The organism is Streptosporangium sp. NPDC000239, assembly GCF_040300765.1.
In the GTDB taxonomy this organism is placed as follows: domain Bacteria; phylum Actinomycetota; class Actinomycetes; order Streptosporangiales; family Streptosporangiaceae; genus Streptosporangium.
This window is the reverse complement of record NZ_JBEPEI010000004.1, coordinates 540,212-561,978: the sequence shown is the minus strand read 5'-3', so window position 1 is coordinate 561,978 and position 21,767 is coordinate 540,212. Positions and strand designations below refer to the sequence as shown.

Below are 21,767 nucleotides of genomic sequence, written 5' to 3'. Positions count from 1 at the left end.
GCCAGGCATGCCTCTGGTCGGATCGTGGAGGTCCAGATCATGCACGACACCCCCGGCCGTCCGGTGATCCCGGGTTGGCGGTTGATCATCAGTGACGCGGGCCGGTTCTGGGCCTTCCGCAACCACCTCTTTCCCCGCATCGCCGTACGGGCCGGGGCGCAGTCGGCAGTGGACGCCGACACCTTTGAGGAGGTCCAGGCCGTCATCGCCGAGCAGGAGAAGACCGCCCGCGACGCCGTTGCGGGGGTGACCTCGTGACCGGACGACACCGCGACGGCCAGCCGTACGCCCCGGTGTACCGGCGGGTGTGGGACGGCCCGGCACGCGCCGAAGCCGAGCGGATCGACCAGGCCTGGGTGGACTGGACGGTGCTCTACAGCCTGGGACGACGCTCCTTCTACGCCGTGGCCGCCTGGGACGGCCCCCGGCCGGTGATCGTCGAGGACCCCACGGCTGACGGGTTGGAGGAGCGGATGCGGGAGGCGGAGATGATCCGGGCCATCCGGCTCACGGCTCCCGTGCCGCAGCCTTCCCCGGCGCCGGTTCGCAGGAGGGCTTCCCGCAGGCGGGGAGGGCCCTCCGGAGGGGCGGTCGTCGAGGAGTTCGGTGGGACGCGAACCGAGGTGATCACCAAGGAGCCCAGTGGGGAGCGGGGTTCGTCGGGTGGGGGAACGGCGCCCGTCGGGGGACGGCCTTCGTCAGGTGAGGGAATGATGTCCGGTGAGAGACGGTCTTCGCCGGGTGGGGAAACGGTTTCCGCCGGGGATCGGCGTTCGCCGGGTGGGAGGGCGGCATGACGCTTCCGGCCTGGACGGCCCGTCAAATTTCTGAGTTTTCCGATCGAACCTGTGCCTCCCTGCAGACGGCTCATCCCGGATGGCTGGTCTTCCACAGCTCGACGACCGGGTTGTGGAGCGCCTACCGGAGCGCCCTGTTCGGCAGGCCGTACGCCGGGGAGGTGCTCCTGGTGCGGGCCGGGTCGGCCGAGGAGTTGGACCGTAAGTTGGCCGCTCAGGTGGTTCCGGTGGTGCCGCCGAGCATTCAGGCCGTCGCCGTCGCCCGAGCGATCCAGGCCGCTCGGGTCAGGCAGCTGGCCCGGGTCTCCCGGGTCGGTCAGGCCGTATGTCCTGGTCAGGCGGCTCAACCGGGTCGGGCCACGGCGTTGCGCGGGCTGCTGCGCTCCTGAAAGCCGGTACGGCGGGCGTGGAAACTCATCCCACCCGTCGCTCGCCGTACCCCATGACGTGCGGCTCAGGGATGAGGGACCTGGGCCGCACACCCTTCACACCCCCATAAGCGTGCGGTCCAGGCGGGAGGGGTCTGGGCCGCACTCCCTCGCAGGCGGTTTCCGTGCACGTTCCGGGCGTGCTGGGGAAGGGGAGCCGTCTGGCGCACCGGCCCTGTGTCCTGGGGCCGGTCCTCCTCCAGGGTGCCCGGCCAAGTGCTCCCCGGCTCGGGGCCGGGCACCCGCCTCTGAAAGCACCCGTCCCACGAAAGGCCCTGCATTCCGGACCTCGCAAACCGAACGAAGACCCCGGACCCATGGCTTGAGCGGTCGGATCCTGGGTCTCACGACCCGGGCTCCCGGCCTGGACGAGGACCCCTGAACTCACGGCCCGAACCCGGACCCCGTGGCCCGGGCGAAGGCCCTCGAAAGCCCGCGCCGAACGAAGACGCCTGGACTTCATGGTTCGAGCGAGCGGGACCCCTCCCCGAGCGAAAGCCCCGGCCTGAACGACATGTGTTCCCGTCCACCCTCCGAACCAGGGTGGCCATGACCGACGACGAGCGACGTCTGATCAGCCTGCTCATCAGCACCCACCCCGGTTGGCGGTACGAGCGACACGACCTGCCCGGCCTGCCCCGATGGTGGGCCATCCGCTACGCCCTGACCAGCATGGGGCCGGGGCCCGGGACGTGCTGGGCCGTACGACCCCGCACCGCCTGGTCCATGCGCTGACCCACCACGACCAGATCCTGCACACCCTCCGCCACTGAAGGAGAGCCTTATGTCCCCCCTCAAGGCCGTCGCCCCCGACGGCACCTTCGTCACCGGGCCCGACACCACCGAACGACTTCTCACCCCCGGAGAAGTGGCTCGGATCTTCGGCGTGGACCCCAAGACCGTGAACCGGTGGGCGCTCACCGGGAAGATTCCCTCGGTCAGGACACCCAGCAGGCAACGCCGCTACCGAGAAAGCGACATCAGGGCACTCCTCGACGCCTCGTGAAAGCGCGCCGCAGCCGGACGGTGGCGGCCACGGCGGGCCACAGGCGAGTGGCGAGGTTCCGCGTCTGACCGTCGAGCGTCACCCCTACGTGGTATGGGCGGAGCCGCCACCACCACTGTTTCCGCCGGTGCGTCCCTGAGTGTCCCTGCCGGGAAGGCCGGGACGGTCGGGACGGTCGGAGTCGGTCCTGGACCGTCCACCGGCGCCGCCTGCGCCGCCGCTTACGTCGCCGTTGTCGTTCGAGGGCCCGGGCTTCTTGTCGGGGCACGGCTCCGGCGCGGGCGGGACGCCACACGACTCGGTGTCGTAGGTGAGGGTCAGTTCGCCGTCGCCCTGGCGGACACCGACGGTGAAGGTGGATCCGGCAGGGCCGAGGCTCGACCCGCCGCCCCCGCCGCCGCCGTACAGGGTGTCGGTGGAGGAGGAGCCACCTGTCTCCGGTTCTCCCGCGTCGGCCGGGTGGTCAGATGACGGGGTCTTCCCGGAGATCGTGGGCCGTGATCCGGTATCCCACCCTGGGCGTGGTGGTGATGGCAGGGGGGTCGCCGAGTTTGCGGCGCAGGCGGCCGACGGTGACCGTGACGGTGTTGGTCAGGGGGTTGGCGTGCTCGTCCCACACCTGTTCGAGCAGGTCCTCGGCACTGAGGAACGCGGGAGCGGCGCGGAGGAGGGCTTCGAGCAGGGCGAACTCTTTGACCGACAGATCCAGGTGGCGGCCGTCGCGGGTGGCGGTGCGGCGCAGCGGGTCGAGCTCGATGCCGGCCGCGCGCAGCGTACGGGGCTGGGCGGTGGGACGGCGGCGGGCGAGGGAGCGGATGCGCAGCACCAGCTCGGGGAAGTGGAAGGGCTTGGTCAGGTAGTCGTCGGCTCCCAGGGTCAGGCCGGTGACCCGGTCTCCGGGCTCGTCGGCCGCGGTCAGCATCAGGACCATGACACGGTCGTCGTGTTCAGTGATCATCCGGCAGAGGGTGTCGCCGTGGATACCCGGCAGGTCGCGGTCGAGGACGACCACGTCGTAGGCGTTGAGGTCGAGCTTGGCTGCGGCCTCCAGGCCGTCGTGGGCGACGTCCACGGCCATGCCCTGATCGCTCAGGCCTTCGGCGAGTACGGCGGCGAGGGAGCGCGCGTCCTCCACCACGAGCACCCTCACGCCGCGACCTCCGCCGGTACGGCCGCCGCCGGCAGCGAGATGACGACGCGGAGACCGCCTTCCGGCCGGGCCCGCAGGTCGAGGGTGCCGCCGTGCGCGGCGGCGACGGCTGCGACGATCGAAAGGCCGAGCCCGGAGCCGTCGCCGGAGTGGGTGCGGTCGGCGCCGAGTCGCTGGAAGGGCTGAGCCAGTCGGTCGACCTGTCGCTGGTCGAGGACGCGTCCGCCGGTCTCGACGACGAGCCGAGCCGTTGCGCCGTCGGTGGTGGTGGCGAGGAGGATCGAGCCGCCTTCGTGGTTGTGGGTGATGGCGTTGTCGATGACGTTGTCGATCATGCGGGTGATGAGCGTCCTGTTTCCCTGCGTCCACGCGCTGTCGTGCGCGGTGCCCGGGGTGTCGGCGGCGGCGGGGGAGCGGACGGTGAGGTTGTTGGTGGCGATGTCGGCGGTCCGGGCGTGCAGGGCGGCGGTCGCCAGCTGGTGGAGTGAGAGCGTGGTGCGGTCGGTCAGGGCGCCGTGCTGGGCGCGGGCGAGCATGAGGAAACCTTCGAGCAGCCGGTCGACCTGGTCGAGTTCGGTGCGGAGCCGGTCGGCCAGCGCGGCGGTCTGCGCCGGTACGGGCTCCGGCTTGGCCAGGGCCACGTCCAGGGACGCGCGCATGGTGGCCAGCGGGGTGCGGAGTTCGTGGGAGGCGTTGGCGACGAACCGGCGTTGTGCGGCGAATGAGCTCTCCAGCCGTTCCAGCAGGTCGTCGATGGTGTCGGCAAGATCTTTGACTTCGTCGGCCGGGCCCTGGGCGGCCAGCCGCTCGTGCAGGTTGTCGGCGGAGATGCGGCGGGTGGCCGCGGTGATCATCCGTAGCGGGCGCAGCACCCTGCCGGCGATGAGGCGGCCCAGGACGAGCGACACCACGGCCATGACCGCGAGCGCCAGCGCCGAGCCGATCAGGAACTGGCGTGACTGGGCCGCGTGGGTGTCCGACAGCTGGGTTTGGAGCCACGCGATGCGCTCGGTGGCGGCGGCGAGCGTGGTCGGCTCGACCGGCGGGGTCCCAGGGGGTGCGGATCGGCTGACCCGCGTCCCTCCGAGGCCCACGAGGTTGGTGATGACCAGCAGTCCGACGGCGGACAGCAGGAACATGGCACCGTACAAGACGGTGAAGCGCAGTCGTACGGTGCGCGCCGGCCGTCGCCAGATTCGCATGGGTTCCAGGATGCCGTACCGGACCTAACAGCGATGTGACAGCCTCTGTTCGGCCCGTGTTAGGGCCGGGTCCGTACAACCGGTCGCATGCAGGCAACCATCGAAGTCAGCGGGCTGCGCAAACGGTTCGGCCCGACCCTTGCGCTGGACGGCATGTCGTTCACCGTGCTGCCCGGCCGGGTCACCGGGTTCGTCGGCCCCAACGGGGCGGGCAAGTCCACCACGATGCGGGTGATCCTCGGCCTGGACGCGGCCGAGGAGGGTCAGGCGTTGATCGGCGGACGGCCGTACGTCGGCCTGCGCGACCCGCTCACCCACGTCGGCGCGCTGCTGGATGCCGGGGCGCTGCAGCCGAGCCGTACCGCGCGCAACCATCTGCTGTGGCTGGCCCACTCCCAGGGCCTGGACGGCAGGCGGGTCGATGAGGTGCTCCAACAGGTGGGCATGCGGTCCGCCGCCCGGCGCAGGGCGGGCGGCTTCTCGCTGGGCATGCGCCAACGGCTCGGTATCGCGGCCGCGTTGCTCGGGGACCCGCCGGTGCTCATGCTGGACGAGCCGGTCAACGGCCTTGATCCCGAGGGCGTCGTGTGGATGCGCGGCCTCCTGCGGTCACTGGCCGGCGAAGGGCGGACCGTGCTGGTGTCCAGCCATCTGATGAGCGAACTGGAGGACACCGCCGACCATCTCGTGGTGGTGGGCAAGGGCCGCGTCATCGCCGACACCAGCGTGGCCGATCTCATCACGACCGCCTCCCGCGGCCGGGTCACACTGCGGACGGCGGCGCGTTCGGCGGCGATGTCCGCGCTGGGTCACGCCGGCGCCACCACGGCCGTCACCGACCACGACACGATCGTCGTCTCAGGGCTGTCGTCGGAGCACGTCGTGGCCGTACTCAACGCCGGCGCGGTGCCGTTCTCCGAGGTGGCGACGTACCGGGTGACGCTGGAGCAGGCCTACATGGACCTCACCGCCGACGCGGTCGAATACCGGGGAGCGGCACGATGAGCGCCATTTCGCGCCGCTCCTCACACCACGCGGAGCCGGGGGCCGGACGCGGAGGGTTCGGGCGGTCGCTGCGCGCCGAGTGGACCAAGTTCAGGACGGTGCGCGGCTGGGTGGTCGCCCTGACGGCAGCGGCACTGGTCACCGTGCTGCTCGGGTTGCTGTCCGCGTCCAGCGGCCACGCCTCGTGCGGCGCCGGTCCGGTCGAGGTCGCCTGTCCTCCGCCCCTGGTGGGTCCGGGCGGCGAGGCGGTGGACGACAAGTTCTATTTCGTGCACCGGCCGCTGGTGGGGGACGGCGGCATCACCGTCCGCCTCACCTCCATGACCGGCCAGATCCGCAAGCCCGATGTCACCCCGGGGCGGCGCAACGTGGTTCCCGGCCTCGTGCCGTGGGCGAAGGCCGGAGTCATGATCAAGGAGAGCACCAGGCAGGGCTCCGCCTACGCGGCGGTGATGATGACCGGCGAGCACGGGGTGCGGATGCAGCACGACTTCACCCACGACGTGGCCGGCCGGGCGGGCGGCGTCTCCCGGCAGTCGCCGCGCTGGCTCCGGCTGACCCGCTCCGGCGACACCCTCACCGGATACGAGTCCGTCGACGGCACGGACTGGACGCGGATCGGCACCGCGACCCTGGCCGGACTACCGCAGACCGTACAGATCGGGTTGTTCGCGACCTCCCCCGGGGATCTGACGGTCACGCAGGGGGATCTCGGCGGGTCCGTCGCGGCGGCCCGCTTCACCGAAGCCACCGGTGAGTTCGACCAGGTCAAGCTGGAGGGCAGCACGTCCGGCGCGTGGCGCGACGACGACATCGGCGTCACCGTCGGTCCCGACGGGGTCGAGCACCACCCGGGCCGCGCCGGCCAGTCCGGTGGCACCTTCTCCGTCACCGGCGTCGGCGACATCGCGCCGACCATCGAGGGCCCGACCGCGGAACGTCCCCTCAGCGGTGCGCTGACCGGGCTGATCCTGGTGATCGTGGTGGCGGTCATGTTCGTCACCGCCGAGTACCGGCACGGCCTGATCCGCGTCACCCTGCTGGCCGGCCCGCGCCGCGGCCGGACGCTGGCGGCCAAGGCGCTGGCGCTCGGCCTGGTCACCTTCGCCGCCGCGCTGCCCGCCGGTGCGATCACGTTCACGGTCGGCGGGCGGATCCTGCGCGGCAACGGCAACGCCGTCCTCCCGGTGTCCCTGTTCACCCAGGTGCGCATCGTGGTCGGCATGGCGGCGCTGTTCGCGCTGGCCGCCGTGCTCGCCCTCGCCCTCGGCGCGCTGCTGCGGCGCAGCGTCGCGGCGGTCGTCACCGCGATCGCGGTGATCGTGGTCCCGCACGTCCTCGCCACCACCTCGGTCCTGCCCGACAGCGCGGCGCAGTGGCTGCTGCGCCTCACCCCGGCGGCCGGCTTCGCCACGCAGCAGAGCGTCCCGCAGTACGCGCACGTGCTCGGCCACTACGCGCCCATCGCCGGGTTCTACCCGCTGCCGCCGTGGGCCGGTCTGGCCGTGCTGGCCGGTTATACGGCGCTCGCCCTCGGCTTGGCCGTCCTTCGACTCCGCAGGAGGGACGCATGAGACATCCCCGTCGGGACCTCTTCCCGCGTCGCGGGAGGAGCGCATGAGAGAGCACCTGCATGCGGAGTGGACGAAACTCCGTACCCTGGCCGGCACCGGCTGGCTGCTGCTCGCGATCGTGGTGCTGACCGTCGCCGTCAGCGTCGCGGCCTCCGCCGTCGTGTCCTGCGCCTCGGAAGGCTGCGGCTACGACCCCGCCAAGATCGGCCTTTTCGGGGTCCAGGTGAGCCAGGCGGTCGTCGCCATCCTGGCCGTGTCGGCGATCACCGGCGAGTACGGCACCGGCATGATCCACCTCACCCTGACCGCCATGCCGCGCCGGGTCGGCGTCCTGGTCGCGAAGGCGATCATTCTGGTCGGCTTGACCCTGATCGCCGGAAGTGTCGCCGTGCTCGCCTCCGCGCTGGCCACGCGGCGCATCCTGCTCGCCAACGGCTTCCCCGCCGACATGCTCCTTCTCACCAGCGGTCCCATGGTGCGCGCCGCCGTCGGTTCGGTCCTCTATCTGACGCTGGTCGCCCTGTTCAGCCTGGGCGTCGCCACCGCCGTACGGGACTCCGCCACCGCCATCGGGGTCGTGCTCGGCCTGCTCTACCTCTTCCCCGCCCTCATCCTCATGGTCGCCGACGATGACTGGCAGCGGCTTCTGTGGCAGATCTCCCCGATGAATGCCGGGCTCGCCATCCAGGCCACCACCCACCTGTCCAGCCTTCCCCTCAGCCCATGGGCCGGCCTGGGCGTCCTCACCGCGTGGGCCGCCGCGGCGCTCCTGGGCGGCGGGTTGCTCCTACGGATGCGCGACGCGTAGCTGCCGGCGCGGGTGAAGCAGTCCGGGACCCCTCGGCGCGGACCTCCGGCGACCGACGCCGCTACCGGGAAACCGACGTCAAGGTCCTCCTCAACGGCTCGACTCCCTGGCCACGACGTCAGGGGCATGAACGCCTGAGAGCGCGTCAGGCGAGCTGATGCCCCCTTCGTCGTCGCGGCCGGTCGGCCACCGTTCGGCCTACGGGCTTCACGCCGTAGGGCCTTACACGGATACCTACCGTCGAACGTCCTGCCGAAGGCCGGTCGTCGCGGGACCGGCCGGAACGGCGGGGGTCCGAGGCCATGTCCAGGCGGAGCGCAGGACGAAGGCCAGGAGCAGTACCTCGATTCCGATGGAGAGGCCATAGAAGAAGGCCCAGTCCCAGGACTCCCCTACCGCGTTGAACACCGAGTAGGGGATGTAGAGCGATGCGACGACGAGGTTCGTGGCGCGGTTCACCCGGGCGGGCAGCGTCATGGAGAGCATCACCATCAGGGCCGGGATCGCTACGGACGCGAGCATCACGGTCAGTAACGTCGGGCTGACGTCGAACTCGAAGACGACGCCGGCGCGGACGCCGTCGATGACGCCGGGCTTGTAGAGGTGGAAGTAGTCGACGTAGATGTAGAGGAACATGAAGCCGGCCCATGCGGCGGCGAGCTTGGCCTGAACGGGGACCGGGGGGTCGTCGAGCAGGTTCGGGGTTTTCGTGCGGATGGTCACCGGTTCTTCTTTCGGGAGGAGCGGTCCCCTGCGCCGGAGCGGCGGCAGGTTCGGGCGTGCACACGCACGGGTCGGGTCGTTCTCGCCGGTCCGGTCGTCAGACGGTGACGACGACCTTCCCTCGGGTGTGGCCGGCCGCGACGTGGCGGAGGGCGTCAGCTGCTTCGTCGAGGGGGTGGGTGCGGTCGATGACGGGCGTGACCTGCCCGGTCGCGAGCAGGTCGGCCAGGGTGAGCAGGTCCTGGCGCTTCCCGACCGACGTGAAGGGCCTCAGCCGCTGACGGGTGAACCCGGACAGCACGCGCGCTTTGACGATCCGGCCGAGGGGGCCGATCCGGCGGCCGCCGCGTCCGCTGTTGGGGATGAGGGTGCCGGTGGGCGTCAGCGCTCGGCGGACAGCCGCCAGGGGCTGGGCTTCCACGTTGTCGAGGATGACGTCGTAGCGCTTCCCGGTGCGGGTGAAGTCGGTCTGGGTGTAGTCGACGACGTGGTCGGCGCCGAGTGACCGGACCAGGTCGACGTTGCGGGTGCTGCACACACCCGTCACCTCGGCGCCGAACGCCTTGGCGATCTGTACGGCGAAGGAGCCCACGCCGCCCGACGCGCCCGTGATCAGCACCGTCTGGCCCGGTCGAACGTTCGCGATGTCGCGCAACGCCTGCAATGCCGTCATGCCGGACGTGGGCACCGCCGCCGCGTCCACGTCCGACAGGTTGGCGGGCACGGACACGAGGTGGTCCGCCGGGACGCGGGCGTACTCCGCGAGCGTTCCCGTGGTGCTCCAGCCGAACACCTTGTCGCCGGGTCGGAGGGCGGTGACGTCCTTCCCGACCGCCGCCACCACGCCGGCGAGGTCCCTGCCAGGGATGCCGTGACGCGGCCGACGGAGCCCGAACACCAGACGCACCACGTACGGCTCACCGGTCATGACGAAGTAGTCGCCAGGATGTACTGCGGTCGCGCCCACCTGGACGAGCGCATCGCCTCGACCGGGCAGCGGTAGCCCGACCTCGGCCATCACGAGCACGGAGGGCGGGCCGTAGCGGTGCTGGACGGCGGCCCGCATCGTCGCCGTCCCGGCCGGACTCGCCGCCGGCGTTCGTTCAGTCCCCACAGAAGCCTCCTCCGAGCCGCGACGCCCGCTGTTTCGTACACCGTACGTCGTACACCGTACGAACACGTACACCGTACTATGGACGTACGCTGTACGACTGTCAAGCCGTACGAGCAGGCGAGGAGACCCGTTGGCTGCGAGGGAACAAAGGCGGGTCGCGTCCGACGCGGGGCTGAGCAAGCAGCGGGTGGTGGAGGAGGCGATCCGGCTCGCCGACCGCGAGGGGGTCGACGGGCTGAGCATGCGCCGGCTGGCCGGCACGCTCGGCGCGGGCGCGATGTCGCTGTATCACTACGTGGCGAGCAAGGAAGAGCTGCTGGACGCCATGATCGACGTCGTGTTCGAGGAGATCGAGCTCCCGCCCGAAGGGACCGACTGGCAGTCGGCGATACGACGGCGGGCGGTGTCCGCCCAACAGGTTCTCGCACGCCACCCGTGGGCGAACGGCCTGATGGAGTCGCGGACGTCGCCAGGGCCCGCGACCCTCCGCCACCACGAGGCGGTCACCGCCTGCCTGCGGAGGGCCGGCTTCTCGGCCTTGATGGCGACGCACGCCAACTGGTTGCTCGACAGCTATGTCTACGGCTTCGCCCTGCAGGCGGCCAGCCTGCCGTTCGGCACCGCCGACGAGCTCGCGGACGTGATCGAGGACGCCTACCTACCCCAGCTTCCTCCTGACGAGTTCCCCTACCTCAACGAGTCCGCCGCGGCGCTCGTCGCCGCCGGCTTCGACCCGGCGAAGGAGTTCGTCTTCGGCCTCGACCTCGTCCTGGCCGCCCTTGAGCCCCTGAGAGTGCCTTCCGCGAGCCCCCATCCGTGATGTCGTCAGATGATCGTGTGGCTTTGTAGTGCTACCGCCCGTCTGCGGGGCCAGTTGTGCTGGGATGGCGCGATGGCTGAGCGCAAGCCGTACCCGAGCGACTTAACCGACGCTCAGTGGGCGTTGATCGGACCGGTCCTCACGGCCTCAGCCCACGAGAACACGGCCGGGGTCGCCCTGCTGGACCGGGTCACCGTCGTCACCGAGGGCAGCGTGACCAAAGTGCTGGTCGACCAAGGGTTCAAGAACACGGTTGTCGCCCATGGCGCCGGCCTGGGAAGCGCCGTGGACATCGTCAAACGCAACCCCGCCGACAAAGCCCTTCGTGCCCCAGTCTGCTCGGCCGTCATCCGCGAAACCGACATCAAGGCCCTCCTCAACGCCTCGTGAGAGCGCGCCGCAGACGGGTGGTGAGGTTCCGTGTCTGACCGTCGAGGGGCACCCCTACGTGGTACCGGCGGAGCCGCCACCGCCACCGTTTCCGCCGGTGCGTCCTTGAGTGTCCCCGCCGAGAAGGCCGGGACGATCGGAGTCCGTCCCGGACCGTCCACCGGCGCCGCCTGCGCCGCCGCTTACGTCGCCGTTATCGCCAGAGGACTTGGGCTTCTTGTCGGGGCACGGCTTCGGCGTGGGCGGGACGCCGCACGACTCGGTGTCGTAGGTGAGGGTCAGTTCGCCGTCGCCCTGGCGGACACCGACGGTGAAGGTGGATCCGGCAGGGCCGAGGCTCGACCCTCCGCCCCCGCCGCCGCCGTACAGGGTGTCGGTGGAGGAGGAGCCGCCGGCGCCGCCGCCTTGCGCACCACCGCCACCGCCCCCGCCCGCGCCCATGTGCGGGTCGGCGAGGTTGACGGCGCCGTTTCCTCCGGCGCGTCCTTGGGCGGCCCCGCCGGGAAGGCCGGGAAGCTCGGATTCGGTCAGGGGCTGCCCACCGGCGCCGCCTGTGCCACCGTTACCGCCCGAGGAGCCGCCGGCACCGGCGCCGGGCTGGTTCGGGGTGGCACCGTCGGTGCCGTTCTGGCCGCCGTCGCCACCTTGGCCTTCCGTTCCACCCGCGAAACTGCCGGCGCCTCCACCGCCGCCACCGGCGATGATGAGCGGCTGGTCGCCAAGGGCGATCGTCGTCGTGCCGCCGCCGCCACCGCCGTTGGTGCCGTTGCCGGGCCTGAGGTCCTCCTGGTAGCCGCCGGGCCGGCCGCCGCCGCCGAAGCCGCCTGCGGCGGGCTCGCCGGTTTCGAGGTTCCCGCCTGTGCCCGCGCCACCGACGTAGATCGTCAGTTCGTCCCCTGGGTTGACCTGGACGGTTCCGTTGACCTCGCCGCCTCGCCCGCCGGGAGATCCGTAGACGGCGGTGCCGCCTGCGGCTCCGAAGGCGTCCACGATCAGCTCGCACACCCCTTCCGGGACCGTGAAGGTCTGCGGAGCCCCGGTGTAGCCGAACGTTCGGCTACCCGGTTCCGCCTGCGCGACGGTCGGTACGAATGCCAGCGCCGCGGTCATGGCGGCTCCCGCAGCACGCGGGAACCACTTAGAGTTAACAATTGTCACGACCTGTAAGGTATGCAGGGCTTGATCGCGATCAAGCCGACCTGAGGGCAATGAACACGCCCGTGTCGTCCCATGCTCACTTGCCGACGGGGTGCCGTCCGGTCCTCACGAAGGACTGACGGCGAGCTGCCGCCCGATCACCGACCCCACCGCCGGGCGCTATCGGGCCCAGCCGAGGCCCTCGACGGCCGGGTACTGCGGCGCCTGACCAACGGCTACGACGAGGTGGCCTCGACCCCGTATTCGTCATGGTCGAGGGTCGCGATGGAGTCGTCGAAGACGGACTCGGCGTGGTCGCGGCTCGCCTCGTACAGGATCGCCGCGAGGTACCTCGACCTCGTCCGGCTGCTGGAAGGCGCGCATGTCCATCCGGCCGACCCGCCTGCCCGCCGCGTCGACGAAGGTGAGGCCCGTCGTGCCGGTCGCGGCCTCGCGCAGCCGGGGCATGACCCCCATCTGCTCCACGACCTGTACGGCGGGGCCCCTGACGTCCACCGGGTTCCCGCTGGAGCACGGCGTCCCGGCGCGTTCGACGACGGTGACCTGGAAGCCGTACCTGGCCAGCCAGTAGGCCGCCGTCGGCCCGCCGACCCCGGCTCCGGAGATCAGGACTGTCCGCTCGGTCATGACACCTCACTAACCGGATGAAACTCCTCCGCCTAACCAGCCGTGCATGGGAACCGATGTCAGCATCACCCTTCCGGGATTCCTGATCAAGGGCGGAACATCCGGCGGATGAACGGGCCCACGTCCAGAAGGATTGACGGCTTTTCGGGTCGTGGACGTTCTCGAAACCTTCTCCGACCACGTTCGGTGACCTGTCGCGGTGCGGCGGGGGTCATCTCCCGCGAAGCGTCTCGACCTCCACGGCCAGCGCGGCCAGGTCGCGGACGTGCGTGTAGTACGTGGTCGCATACTCGTCCTCGATCGCCGCGAGGACCTTCTCAAGAACCGTCGTCATCCGGGTCAGGCTCGCATGTCGCTGTTCGTCGAGCGAGCCGTTGAGAACGCGTACGGCGTAGCCGTAGGCGTCCGCGTCGAGCATCACCAGGTCGTGGCCCGCGATGTCCAGGCCACGGAGGCCGGGTGGGAACGGCATGGCCATGTGCTCGGCCGTCATCTGGGAAAGGGCGGTGACCTTCTCTTCGAACACACCACAGAATCCCATCGGGTGTCACGGCACCGTCGTGACACCCCGGCTTCGTGTCAGGTGGGTCAGGGAAGCAGGAGACCCCAGTAGAGCGCCCACGGGACGAACCCGAGTCCCGTCGCCGTGACCACCCGCACCCCCAGGGAGGCCGTACGCCATCGGGCCAGGCAGGTCAGCGTCGCGACGGTGGTGCCGACGGCCAGGAACTGCGCCGCGAGCCAGGCTACGGGCCGGTCGAGCAGCAGGGGGCCGGGCGAGACGCCCTTGCTGTTCGAGGTCGCGACCAACGTGACCATCGTGAACACGAACCCGGCCAGCGACAGGACGCCCGAGGCCGCCACGACGCGGGCGGACCACGCCAGACGCCGCCAGCGCACCACTCCGCCCAGGAACACCAGCAGCATCAGGACGAGCCCGCCGAGCTGGAGCTGCCAGGAGGACCACCAGGCCGGTGCCGGAGGCTCCACGCTCCGTGTTTCCTGAGCCGGGTAAGGGTCGGCGCTGGGAGTCGGCGTCTCGCCCGCGGCCACCCGTCGCACCCAGGATCCGACCGTGTCGGCGTAGCCGGAGACGAGGGTCCGGTCGTCGGCGCGCAGCGAGTGCCCGGCGTTCGGGAAGAACCTGACGGTCAGGCTGCCGTGGACGTTCGCCCGGAACCGTTCGGCGCTCTCCGCGGGCATCACCTGGTTGTCCTCGGCCCCCCACAGGGCCAGCACCGGCCGGGTGAGCCGGGCGAGCGTGGGCGCGGGGTCGTGGTCGGCCTCGGGGAAGAGGCCCACGTCGCCCAGGAGCCGGTGGAACGTGCCGGCGTACGCCCTGTTCAGCGACCCGCGCACGCCCGCCCGGTGCACCTTGTTGGCCGCGTTCCACGACTGGGTGCGCAGCGGCGAGTAGCCGGGGCCGCCCACCGTGACCAGGAACTCCACGTCCTTGGACCTGGTGGCCGCGATCGGCGCCACCCAGCCGCCCTCGCTGACGCCCCACAGCCCGGCCCGCCCGACCGACGGCTGCTTCCTCAGTACGGTGAGGGCGGCCAGCGCGTCGTCGGCCAGTTGCCCGTAGTCGCGCTCGGTCTTGGAGTAGCCGGCCGAACGTTTGTCGGGGGCCAGTACCACCATGCCCTGCGCGGCGAACGCCTCGGCCTCGGCTCGCAGGTCCTCCCAGCCGTTGCCGTCTCCCGAGCCGTGCACCAGCACCAGGCCGGGGAGCTTGCCCTCGGCCTGGGCGGGCTGGAAGATCCTGCCGCCCAGTCGCTGCCCGTCCGGGGTGGTGAAGGTGACATCGACGCTCTTCAACGGGACGTCCGGGGCGGCGGCCGGGCGGTGCAGGGACAGCGCCAGGAGCGCGGCTGCCACGAGCTTCATCGGTATCTCTCCAGGTCAACGGATCAATTGCACCGACAAGTCTTGATAAATCAGCCTTTGATCACATCGCCGACGCAGGCGATCTGAGGACTCACCCACGCGGGCGATACTTGGCGGTGATGTACGACAGGTTCCACCGGGCGGTGACGAACACCCTGCGCACCGTGCGCGCCCGGCTCCGCGCGCTCCCGCCGGGGGCCGCCGACGCCGCCGTCGTGTTCGCGGTGCTCGTCGGACAGACCGTCCCGTTCCTGTTCACCGAGCGAATGGCCGGCCTGGAGCCGTGGACGTTCGCCGAGTACTGGCCGATCCTGTTCTCCTCGCTGCCACTGCTGCTGCGCCGCCGGTTCCCCATGGCGGTGTTCGTCGTGGTGGCGGCGGCCTCGGAGGTCTACGCGGCCCTGGGCCCCGACGTCCCGTCTCAGCCGGTGCCGTACGGATGGTTGGTCGCCCTCTACACGGTGGCCGAGCGGTCACCGCGGTGGCAGCGGGTGGCGGCGATCCTGCTCAGCCTGGCCCCGGCGGTCACGGTGTCACCCACAACCTTCGTGCGCAGCACGCTGACGGCACTGGCCGCGTACGTGATGGGCCGGGCCGTCGTACAGCACCGGGAGTACGCGGCGCTCGTGGCCGAGCGGGCCGCCGAACGTGAACGTGCCAGAATCGCCCGCGACACGCACGACATCCTCGCGCACGGCATCAGCATCATGATCGTGCAGGCGGAGGCGGGGCCGTACGCCGCACGGACCTCGCCGGAACGGGCGGCTCAGGCGTTCCGGACGATCGCCGACGTCGGGCGGGACGCGCAGGCGCAGTTGCGCCGCATGCTCGACCTGCTCAAGGACGGCGAGCCCGCACTGGCGCCGCAGCCCACGCTCGACGGTGTCGGGGAGCTGGTGGAGCGGGTCTCGGCGACGGGCCCCGAGGTGCGGCTGACCGTCGTCGGCGAGCCGGTGACACTGCCGGCGGACACCGAGGTGGCGGCGTACCGGATCGTGCAGGAGGCGCTCACCAACCTGGTCAAGCACGCCGGGGCCGCGACCGGTGAGGTCCGGCTCGACTGGAAGGACGACGAACTCATGATCACCGTCACGAACGGCGGCGGCCCGGCCTCCGTGGGCGCGGGAGGCCACGGCCTGATCGGGATGCGAGAGCGTGCCGTGGCCTGCGGCGGAACGCTCACCTGGGGCGCGGTCGCGGCCGGGTTCGAGATCGTGGCGAGGCTCCCCGCCGGGGCGTCGCGGTGACGATCAACGTGGTCGTGGCCGACGACCAGGAGCTGGTGCGCAGCGGCTTCGTGCTCATCGTGGACGGCCAGCCCGACATGCGTGTCGTCGCCGAGGCGGGCGACGGCCGCACGGCCGTGGAGGCGGCTCGCGACCTGGCCCCGGACGTGATCCTCATGGACATCCGGATGCCCGGGCTCGACGGCATCGCCGCCGCCAGGATCGTGTGCGCCGAGACGGCCGCCAAGGTCGTCATGCTGACGACGTTCGACCAGGACGACTACGTCTACGACGCGCTTGAGGCCGGGGCCAGTGGTTTCCTGCTCAAGGACGTGCGCGCCGACGACCTGGTGCACGCCGTCCGTGTGGCCGCGGACGGGCAGGCCCTGCTGGCGCCCGCGGTCACCCGCCGGCTGATCGACGACGTCGTACGCCGCCGAACCCGGCCCGGCGCCCCGACCGCGGACCTGAGCGTGCTGACCGAGCGGGAGCGCGAGATCCTGACCCTGCTCGGCCGAGGCCTGTCGAACCCGGAGATCGCGGCGCACCTGGTGGTCAGCGGGCACACGGTCAAGACGCACGTCAGCAATGTGCTGACCAAGCTGGGGCTACGGGACCGTGTCCAGGCGGTCATCGCGGCCTACGAGGCGGGCCTGGTCCGACCCGGATCGTAGGTCGGCGGGCCGGGACAGGGGTGGCGGTGCCCCGTGAACGGTCTGGAGGTCAGGCCGCCGACCTGCGGCGTCGTTGCCGCCGGAGCGCCGATGGCAGGCCTCAGATCTTCTCCTCCGGGGAGGCGCAGCCATCCAGGATGGTCCGGACCAGGGCCTGGACGGTGTCCCTGTTGACGGTCTCCGGTGGTGCGGTGACCAGGGTGAACAGCGCGCCCCCGTAGAGCGCGATCAGGGTGGGAATCGTCTCGCGGGGGAGGGTGAGACCGAGTTTGTCGTGCTGCCCTGCGGTGATCCGTACCGCCGCGTCCCCCAGGCCCGCGAGGGCCGAGGCGAGCGCCGGGCGGCGTACGGACTCCAGCTGGAGCTCGAAGATCGCCAGGTAGCGGTCGCGCAGTGTGGTCGCCGCCGTGAACAGCGACTCGGTCAGCAGGTCGTCCAGCGTCGCGGGCTGGTCGGTGGCCTGGTCGGTGGCCTGGCCGGTGTCTGTGTGGTGCAGCTCGACGACGCGCTCCGCGGCGGCCACCAGCAGCGTCTCCCGGTCACGGAAGTAGTTGGAGGCGGTTCCCGGCGGAAGGTCCGCCTCCTTCTCCACCGCGCGGTGGGTCAGCCCGTGCACGCCCGACGACGCCAGCAGCGCGATGGCGGCATCGGTCAGGGCGCGGCGACGGGCCGGATTGGTGGGCGGCATACAGTCACGCTATACCAGTAGGCGTACTAGTACGATCGTAGTGAATCGAGGAGGTTCCATGAGGATCGTGGTGGTTGGCGCCGGGCTTGGAGGAGTGGCGGCCGCGGTCGGGCTGCATCGCCTGGGCCATGAGGTGACGCTCTTCGAACGCGGCGCCGAGCTCAGGGAGGCGGGGACCGGGATCGTGGTCATGCCCAACGGGCTCCGGGCACTGGACACGCTGGGGCTGGCCGAGGACGTCCGTGAGCACGTCATGCGTGAAGGCCGTGGAGGGCTGCGCGACCGGCACGGACGGCCGCTGCTGATCACCGACGTGGCCCAGGTGCGGGAGCGGATCGGGATTCCCGTCATCATCGACCGGGCGCGCCTGCACCGGGCGCTACGCGCCCCGCTCCCCGCCGAGCGGGTGCGAACCTCCACCCCGGTCGAGCGTCTGGAACCCGACTCCACCGGGGTGACCGTGATCGCCGACGGTGAGCCCGTCGCCAGGGCGGACGTCGTGATCGCCGCCGACGGCATCGGCAGCAGGCTGCGGGCACAGCTCTTCCCCGGCCACCCCGGGCTGCGGCGGACCGGCCGGATGGATCTGCGCGGCATGCTGCCCCGCCCGCCCGGTCTGGTGACGGACCTGCTCACCAGCCAGCTGGTCGACCGCCGCACCGGGGCGATGTTCGGCCTGTACCCCGTAGGCGAGGACCTCCTGTACTGGTTCACCGACTCCGTCCTGTACGGCATGCCGCCGGACGCGGAGGAGGCGCGCCGGTGGATGCTGTCCCTGATGGCCGACTGGCATCCCCTCGTCGCGACGCTGATCGAGGCCACCCCGCCCGCCGACATCTACGTCGACCCGATCGCCTGCCTGGCCGCGCCCCTGCCCTCGTTCGCGGTCGGCAGGGTCGCCTTCCTCGGCGACGCCGCACACGCCATGCCGCCCGACCTCGGCCAGGGGGCCAGCCAGGCCTTCGAGGACGCCGCCGCGCTGACCCGCCACCTGACCGGTGCGGAACCGGCGGACGCCGCCCGGCGGCTCCTGCGTTACGACGCCGAGCGCAGGCCCGGCGCCAACCGCATGATGCGGGCGGCGTCCCGGCAGTCATGGTTGACCTCCCGGACCGGCCTCGCCGCGTCGCTGCGTGACGCCCTGCTGCGCGCGGTACCGTCCCGGCTGGCCACCCGGCAGCTCGCCGCCCTCTGGCGCGTCTGACGTTCGGCACCGTGACCGGGAGCATGCTCGGGCGCGTTCTCCGGTCCTCCCGCGTCGTATCACCCCGGGCGCTCGCATGCCGGGCCGGTGTGACTCCGGGCCGTGTCTCCACGGGGTGTCGCACGAATACGGCGGAAAGACACCCCGGAGCGGACCGGGGGCGTTCATCCAATCCGTTCGCACCATCGCCGAAGAGGTTCGGAGAGTCCGGCTCCGGGGTCATTTCCCGGGCATGAGGACGGTGTCGACGATGTAGACGGTGGCGTTACGGGTGGGGACGTTGCCGCACACCACCCGGGCGTCGCCGACCATGTAGTCCCGGCCGGAGCCGGTGGTGGTGACCTTGCCGCCCTGCAGGGTGGTGAAGCTGCCGTGCCGCAGGTCGGTGGGGGTCTTGCGGCCGGGGACGACGTGGTAGGCGAGGATGGCGGTCAGGGTCTTCTTGTCGGCCAGCACCTTGGTCAGCGTCTTTTTGTCGATCTTGGCGAAGGCGTCGTTGGTCGGGGCGAAGACGGTGACGCCGTCGGCGGAGTTGAGGGTGTCGACGAGGCCGGCCTTCTTCACCGCGGCGACGAGGGTGGACAGGGCGGGGTTGTTGGAGGCGGCGGTGGCGACGGGGTCGTCGGCCATGCCGGTGAAGCTGCCTTCTCCGGAGGCGGGAACCGCGGAGCAGGCCATGCCGAACGGTGTGTCGGCGACGGGCTCGGCGGCGGAGCCGGTGGCCATCGGAGCGCTGCCGGTGGAGGTCGGGGCGGCGCCGCTGCCGGAGGGGGCGGCGCCCGTGTCCGCGTTGGTCTGGCCGCTGGTGCCGCCACAGGCGGTCAGGGACGCGGCCAGGGCCAGCAGGGGCAGGGCGGCGGCCAGGCGCTTGTTCGTGATCATGAGTGAGGTTCCTTACCGGGGTGAGGCGGGGGCGGGTGGAAAGGGGGTGAGCGGGGCCGCGGACGGCCGGTAGATGACCGCGATCACGATCGGTGTGGTGCGGAGGTGTCTGAGGCCGTCGTCGCGATCGGGCCCGCCGGTGCGGCGGGCCCGCCGTTGCGGCTACCTGGTGGGCATGAGGACGGTGTCGACGATGTAGACGGTGGCGTTGCGGGTGGGGACGTTGCCGCACACCACGCGGGCGTTGTTGACCTTGTAGGTGGTGCCGGAGCCGGTGGTGGTGACCTTGCCGCCCTGCAGGGTGGTGAAGCTGCCGCGCCGCAGGTCGGTGGGGGTCTTACGCCCGGGGACGACGTGGTAGGTGAGGATGGCGGTCAGGGTCTTCTTGTCGGCCAGCACCTTGGCGAGGGTTCTCTTGTCGATCTTGGCGAACGCCTGGTTGGTGGGCGCGAAGACGGTGATGCCGTCTGCCCCGTTGAGGGTGTCGACCAGGCCCGCCCTCTTCACCGCGGCGACGAGGGTGGACAGGGCGGGGTTGTTGGAGGCGGCGGTGGCGACCGGGTCGGCGGCCATGCCGGCGAAGCTGCCCTTGCCCGTGGCGGGCACGGCCGAGCAGGCCGGACCGAAGGGCTGCCGGGCCGCGGCGAGGGCGACTGCTCCTCCTCCTGCGGCGGTGGCGTGCGGGGCGGAGGCGAACGCGACCGAGCCGGTCATCGAGACGGCGACGGCCGTGATCGGCAGAGCGGCGATGACGTGACGGATGTTCATGTTCGGACATCTCCCGTGTCTGGTGGATGGGTGTGCTGGGGGGCTCAGGTGACGGTCACCAGGACCGTGTGCCAGCCGGTGGCGCCGTCCGGGATCGGCGGCACGCGTTCGGCGGGCTGGGTGTGGCCGGTGGCGTCGGTGGCGCGGACCTCAAGGCGGTGTTGTCCGGGGGTGGCCTGCCAGGTCGTACGCCACTGCCGCCAGGTGTCGGGCCCCGCGGAGGCGGCCAGGTCGGCTTGCCGCCAAGGACCGCCGTCGACGCGGACTTCGACGGCGGCGACGCCGCGGTGCTGCGCCCACGCGGTCCCTGCGACGGTGACGCTTCCGGCGGGTACTTCCGCGAAGGGTTTGGGCACCTCGATGCGGGAGGCGGTCTTGATCGGCGCTCGTTCGGCCCAGCCTCGCCGGGTCCAATACGCCTGCTCGTCGGCGAAGCGGGTGAGTTTGAGGTCGGTGACCCATTTGGTGGCCGAGACGTACCCGTACAGGCCGGGCACGATCATCCGCGCGGGGAATCCATGGGCGGGCGGCAGCGGGCGGCCGTTCATCGCGACGGCCAGCAGCGCGTCGCGTCCGTCCAGCACCGACTCCAGCGCGGTGGAGGCGCTCCACCCGTCTACGGAGCGGGACAGGATCTGATCGGCTCCGGCCTGTACTCCGGCCTCGCGCAGCAGTGCCGCCAGGTCGACGCCGAGCCAGCGGGCGTTTCCGGCATATGGACCGCCGACCTCGTTGGACACGCAGGTCAGGGTGATATCGCGCTCGGTGAGCGGGCGGGCCAGCAGGTCGGCGAAGGTGAGCTCGATCGGGCGGTCGACCAGGCCGTGCACGCGCAGCGTCCACTCATGGTGCGGAACGCGCGGGACGATCAGCGCGGTGTCGACCCGGTAGAAGGAGTTGTCGGGAGTGGTGAACGGGCCGAGCCCCGGCACGTTCAGCCCGACCTCCGGCGGAAGCGGCCGGGCCGGGTCGGAGGGAGGCGGCAGCACCAGGGAGCGGCCGTCGGCGGTGGCCTGGCGGGCCGAGGTGATCACCCTGCCGGCGCCGCCGCTCAGCACGGCCACTCCCAGCAGGGCGGCACCGCGGGTGAGCAGCGCCCGCCGGTCGGCTCCCGGCGCGGGTGCCGGTGGCTGGATGGGACGGTCGTGGCGCGGGACGCCGAGCGTGATACGGCTCTCAGGCCCCGGACGGGGGCGGCGGTGGGTGTACAGCAGGGCTAACGTCCCACCCGCCGCCCCCACCGTGGCGGGCAGCACGTCCACCGGGCCGGCTCCCGGCCGAGACAGCGCCGCGGCCCCGGCGAGCGCCGCGAGCCCTGCCAGGGCCGCGATGGCCAGGCGCGGACGCCGGGGCGCGGCCGTTCCGACGGCCGCCGACGCGACCGCGAGCACGGTCACCAACCCCAGAAGCAGGACCGGTTTGTCGGCGGTGCCGAAGGCGCGGACGGCGAAGTCCTTCAGCCACGCCGGGCTCAGGTCGATGAACGCCGACCCCACCGCGAGCAGCGGACCGGCCTCGGGCCGACCTGCCAGCGCGGCGGTCAGCTCCGCCGTCCCCAGCGCCAGAGCCGCGGCCAGCACGCCGAAGACCTCCGACACCCAGGCTCCCGGCGTCTGGGCCCCCGTAACGGGGGCCG

Annotated in this window: 24 protein-coding genes and 1 pseudogene; 13 read left to right on the top strand and 12 right to left on the bottom strand. The window is 71.5% G+C overall.

From position 1 onward, the window contains the following. The 5 genes from ABT340_RS14900 to ABT340_RS14880 all read left to right on the top strand — a co-directional run. Positions 1 to 258 (top strand): hypothetical protein (locus tag ABT340_RS14900; protein ID WP_352011272.1); only part of this gene is annotated, 258 nt, incomplete at its 5' end. Continuing rightward, positions 255 to 797, top strand: a complete 543-nt coding sequence (locus tag ABT340_RS14895) for a hypothetical protein (protein WP_352011271.1) — start codon at positions 255 to 257, stop codon at positions 795 to 797. The genes ABT340_RS14900 and ABT340_RS14895, both read left to right, overlap by 4 nt. Continuing rightward, on the top strand, positions 794 to 1,186 hold the full coding sequence (locus ABT340_RS14890) for a hypothetical protein (RefSeq protein ID WP_352011270.1): 393 nt from the start codon (positions 794 to 796) through the stop codon (positions 1,184 to 1,186). The genes ABT340_RS14895 and ABT340_RS14890 overlap by 4 nt, the downstream gene beginning before the upstream one ends. 588 nt (positions 1,187 to 1,774) lie before the next feature. Further along, positions 1,775 to 1,960 carry a hypothetical protein gene (locus ABT340_RS14885; RefSeq protein ID WP_352011269.1) on the top strand — a complete coding sequence of 62 codons (186 nt, stop codon included), beginning with the start codon at positions 1,775 to 1,777 and terminating at the stop codon, positions 1,958 to 1,960. Between the two features lie 49 nt (positions 1,961 to 2,009). Beyond that, positions 2,010 to 2,231 carry a BldC family transcriptional regulator gene (locus ABT340_RS14880; protein ID WP_352011268.1) on the top strand — a complete coding sequence of 74 codons (222 nt, stop codon included), beginning with the start codon at positions 2,010 to 2,012 and terminating at the stop codon, positions 2,229 to 2,231. A 463-nt stretch (positions 2,232 to 2,694) separates the two neighbouring features. Here the strand turns inward: ABT340_RS14880 and ABT340_RS14875 are convergent, their stop codons facing one another. Then, positions 2,695 to 3,381 (bottom strand): response regulator transcription factor, encoded by a 687-nt coding sequence (locus ABT340_RS14875; RefSeq protein ID WP_352011267.1) that lies wholly within the window; start codon positions 3,379 to 3,381, stop codon positions 2,695 to 2,697. Further along, positions 3,378 to 4,583 (bottom strand): sensor histidine kinase, encoded by a 1,206-nt coding sequence (locus ABT340_RS14870; RefSeq protein WP_352011266.1) that lies wholly within the window; start codon positions 4,581 to 4,583, stop codon positions 3,378 to 3,380. The genes ABT340_RS14875 and ABT340_RS14870 overlap by 4 nt, the downstream gene beginning before the upstream one ends. A gap of 87 nt (positions 4,584 to 4,670) precedes the next feature. Between ABT340_RS14870 and ABT340_RS14865 the strand changes: the two genes are divergently transcribed. Genes ABT340_RS14865 through ABT340_RS14855 form a run of 3 tightly spaced genes read left to right on the top strand, consistent with a single transcriptional unit; the run spans position 4,671 to position 7,970 of the window. After that, entirely contained in the window at positions 4,671 to 5,588 is a 918-nt protein-coding gene (locus ABT340_RS14865) for an ATP-binding cassette domain-containing protein (protein WP_352011265.1), read from the top strand. Continuing rightward, entirely contained in the window at positions 5,585 to 7,162 is a 1,578-nt protein-coding gene (locus tag ABT340_RS14860; protein ID WP_352011264.1) for a DUF1349 domain-containing protein, read from the top strand. Before ABT340_RS14865 ends, ABT340_RS14860 begins: the two co-directional genes overlap by 4 nt. Before the next feature lie 43 nt (positions 7,163 to 7,205). Next, complete coding sequence (locus ABT340_RS14855) at positions 7,206 to 7,970, top strand: ABC-2 transporter permease (protein ID WP_352011263.1); 765 nt, start codon at positions 7,206 to 7,208, stop codon at positions 7,968 to 7,970. A gap of 234 nt (positions 7,971 to 8,204) precedes the next feature. Here ABT340_RS14855 and ABT340_RS14850 read toward each other — a convergent pair whose 3' ends face one another. Both ABT340_RS14850 and ABT340_RS14845 read right to left on the bottom strand, forming a co-directional pair. Next, on the bottom strand, positions 8,205 to 8,693 hold the full coding sequence (locus ABT340_RS14850) for a DUF6326 family protein (protein WP_352011262.1): 489 nt from the start codon (positions 8,691 to 8,693) through the stop codon (positions 8,205 to 8,207). Positions 8,694 to 8,790: 97 nt separating this feature from the next. Further along, positions 8,791 to 9,807 (bottom strand): NAD(P)-dependent alcohol dehydrogenase, encoded by a 1,017-nt coding sequence (locus ABT340_RS14845; RefSeq protein ID WP_352011261.1) that lies wholly within the window; start codon positions 9,805 to 9,807, stop codon positions 8,791 to 8,793. 130 nt (positions 9,808 to 9,937) lie between these two features. Here ABT340_RS14845 and ABT340_RS14840 point away from each other — a divergent pair, with 130 nt between their 5' ends. Next, on the top strand, positions 9,938 to 10,627 hold the full coding sequence (locus tag ABT340_RS14840; protein ID WP_352011260.1) for a TetR/AcrR family transcriptional regulator: 690 nt from the start codon (positions 9,938 to 9,940) through the stop codon (positions 10,625 to 10,627). Positions 10,628 to 10,699: 72 nt separating this feature from the next. Next, positions 10,700 to 10,774 (top strand): annotated as a pseudogene (locus tag ABT340_RS42460) (transposase); the annotation flags it as partial. Positions 10,775 to 11,071: 297 nt separating this feature from the next. Here the strand turns inward: ABT340_RS42460 and ABT340_RS14830 are convergent. The 4 genes from ABT340_RS14830 to ABT340_RS14815 all read right to left on the bottom strand — a co-directional run bounded on the left by ABT340_RS14830 (position 11,072) and on the right by ABT340_RS14815 (position 14,689). Next, entirely contained in the window at positions 11,072 to 12,127 is a 1,056-nt protein-coding gene (locus tag ABT340_RS14830; protein ID WP_352011259.1) for a hypothetical protein, read from the bottom strand. Positions 12,128 to 12,421: 294 nt separating this feature from the next. After that, entirely contained in the window at positions 12,422 to 12,802 is a 381-nt protein-coding gene (locus ABT340_RS14825; RefSeq protein ID WP_352011258.1) for an FAD-dependent monooxygenase, read from the bottom strand. Between the two features lie 211 nt (positions 12,803 to 13,013). Continuing rightward, positions 13,014 to 13,328 (bottom strand): hypothetical protein, encoded by a 315-nt coding sequence (locus ABT340_RS14820; RefSeq protein ID WP_352011257.1) that lies wholly within the window; start codon positions 13,326 to 13,328, stop codon positions 13,014 to 13,016. A gap of 62 nt (positions 13,329 to 13,390) precedes the next feature. Further along, on the bottom strand, positions 13,391 to 14,689 hold the full coding sequence (locus ABT340_RS14815; protein WP_352011256.1) for an alpha/beta hydrolase family protein: 1,299 nt from the start codon (positions 14,687 to 14,689) through the stop codon (positions 13,391 to 13,393). 119 nt (positions 14,690 to 14,808) lie between these two features. Between ABT340_RS14815 and ABT340_RS14810 the strand changes: the two genes are divergently transcribed. After that, entirely contained in the window at positions 14,809 to 15,936 is a 1,128-nt protein-coding gene (locus tag ABT340_RS14810; RefSeq protein ID WP_352011255.1) for a sensor histidine kinase, read from the top strand. Continuing rightward, entirely contained in the window at positions 15,933 to 16,589 is a 657-nt protein-coding gene (locus ABT340_RS14805; RefSeq protein WP_352011254.1) for a response regulator, read from the top strand. The genes ABT340_RS14810 and ABT340_RS14805 overlap by 4 nt, the downstream gene beginning before the upstream one ends. Positions 16,590 to 16,689: 100 nt before the next feature. Here the strand turns inward: ABT340_RS14805 and ABT340_RS14800 are convergent, their stop codons facing one another. Next, positions 16,690 to 17,277, bottom strand: coding sequence for a TetR/AcrR family transcriptional regulator (locus ABT340_RS14800; protein WP_352011253.1), 588 nt, complete (start codon positions 17,275 to 17,277; stop codon positions 16,690 to 16,692). A 58-nt stretch (positions 17,278 to 17,335) separates the two neighbouring features. Here ABT340_RS14800 and ABT340_RS14795 point away from each other — a divergent pair, with 58 nt between their 5' ends. Next, the gene (locus tag ABT340_RS14795; RefSeq protein ID WP_352011252.1) at positions 17,336 to 18,481 is read left to right on the top strand and encodes an FAD-dependent oxidoreductase; all 1,146 of its coding nucleotides are present in this window, start codon (positions 17,336 to 17,338) and stop codon (positions 18,479 to 18,481) included. Positions 18,482 to 18,700: 219 nt separating this feature from the next. On the opposite strand, the gene ABT340_RS14790 is transcribed toward ABT340_RS14795, so the two are convergent. The 3 genes from ABT340_RS14790 to ABT340_RS14780 form a co-directional block, all read right to left on the bottom strand. Further along, complete coding sequence (locus ABT340_RS14790) at positions 18,701 to 19,363, bottom strand: fasciclin domain-containing protein (protein ID WP_352011251.1); 663 nt, start codon at positions 19,361 to 19,363, stop codon at positions 18,701 to 18,703. 162 nt (positions 19,364 to 19,525) lie between these two features. Next, on the bottom strand, positions 19,526 to 20,131 hold the full coding sequence (locus tag ABT340_RS14785; protein ID WP_352011250.1) for a fasciclin domain-containing protein: 606 nt from the start codon (positions 20,129 to 20,131) through the stop codon (positions 19,526 to 19,528). Positions 20,132 to 20,175: 44 nt separating this feature from the next. Beyond that, positions 20,176 to 21,729: a molybdopterin-dependent oxidoreductase gene (locus ABT340_RS14780; RefSeq protein ID WP_352011249.1), complete on the bottom strand. Its 1,554-nt coding sequence runs from the start codon at positions 21,727 to 21,729 to the stop codon at positions 20,176 to 20,178. Between the last annotated feature and the right edge of the window lie 38 nt (positions 21,730 to 21,767).

Coding starts and splice junctions, on each gene's coding strand:
- ABT340_RS14890 (WP_352011270.1), top strand. CDS start 794: ATGACGCTTCCGGCCTGGACGGCCCGTCAAATTTCTGAGTTTTCCGAT.
- ABT340_RS14885 (WP_352011269.1), top strand. CDS start 1,775: ATGACCGACGACGAGCGACGTCTGATCAGCCTGCTCATCAGCACCCAC.
- ABT340_RS14880 (WP_352011268.1), top strand. CDS start 2,010: ATGTCCCCCCTCAAGGCCGTCGCCCCCGACGGCACCTTCGTCACCGGG.
- ABT340_RS14870 (WP_352011266.1), bottom strand. CDS start 4,583: ATGCGAATCTGGCGACGGCCGGCGCGCACCGTACGACTGCGCTTCACC.
- ABT340_RS14865 (WP_352011265.1), top strand. CDS start 4,671: ATGCAGGCAACCATCGAAGTCAGCGGGCTGCGCAAACGGTTCGGCCCG.
- ABT340_RS14860 (WP_352011264.1), top strand. CDS start 5,585: ATGAGCGCCATTTCGCGCCGCTCCTCACACCACGCGGAGCCGGGGGCC.
- ABT340_RS14855 (WP_352011263.1), top strand. CDS start 7,206: ATGAGAGAGCACCTGCATGCGGAGTGGACGAAACTCCGTACCCTGGCC.
- ABT340_RS14830 (WP_352011259.1), bottom strand. CDS start 12,127: ATGACCGCGGCGCTGGCATTCGTACCGACCGTCGCGCAGGCGGAACCG.
- ABT340_RS14825 (WP_352011258.1), bottom strand. CDS start 12,802: ATGACCGAGCGGACAGTCCTGATCTCCGGAGCCGGGGTCGGCGGGCCG.
- ABT340_RS14815 (WP_352011256.1), bottom strand. CDS start 14,689: ATGAAGCTCGTGGCAGCCGCGCTCCTGGCGCTGTCCCTGCACCGCCCG.
- ABT340_RS14810 (WP_352011255.1), top strand. CDS start 14,809: ATGTACGACAGGTTCCACCGGGCGGTGACGAACACCCTGCGCACCGTG.
- ABT340_RS14800 (WP_352011253.1), bottom strand. CDS start 17,277: ATGCCGCCCACCAATCCGGCCCGTCGCCGCGCCCTGACCGATGCCGCC.
- ABT340_RS14795 (WP_352011252.1), top strand. CDS start 17,336: ATGAGGATCGTGGTGGTTGGCGCCGGGCTTGGAGGAGTGGCGGCCGCG.
- ABT340_RS14790 (WP_352011251.1), bottom strand. CDS start 19,363: ATGATCACGAACAAGCGCCTGGCCGCCGCCCTGCCCCTGCTGGCCCTG.
- ABT340_RS14785 (WP_352011250.1), bottom strand. CDS start 20,131: ATGAACATCCGTCACGTCATCGCCGCTCTGCCGATCACGGCCGTCGCC.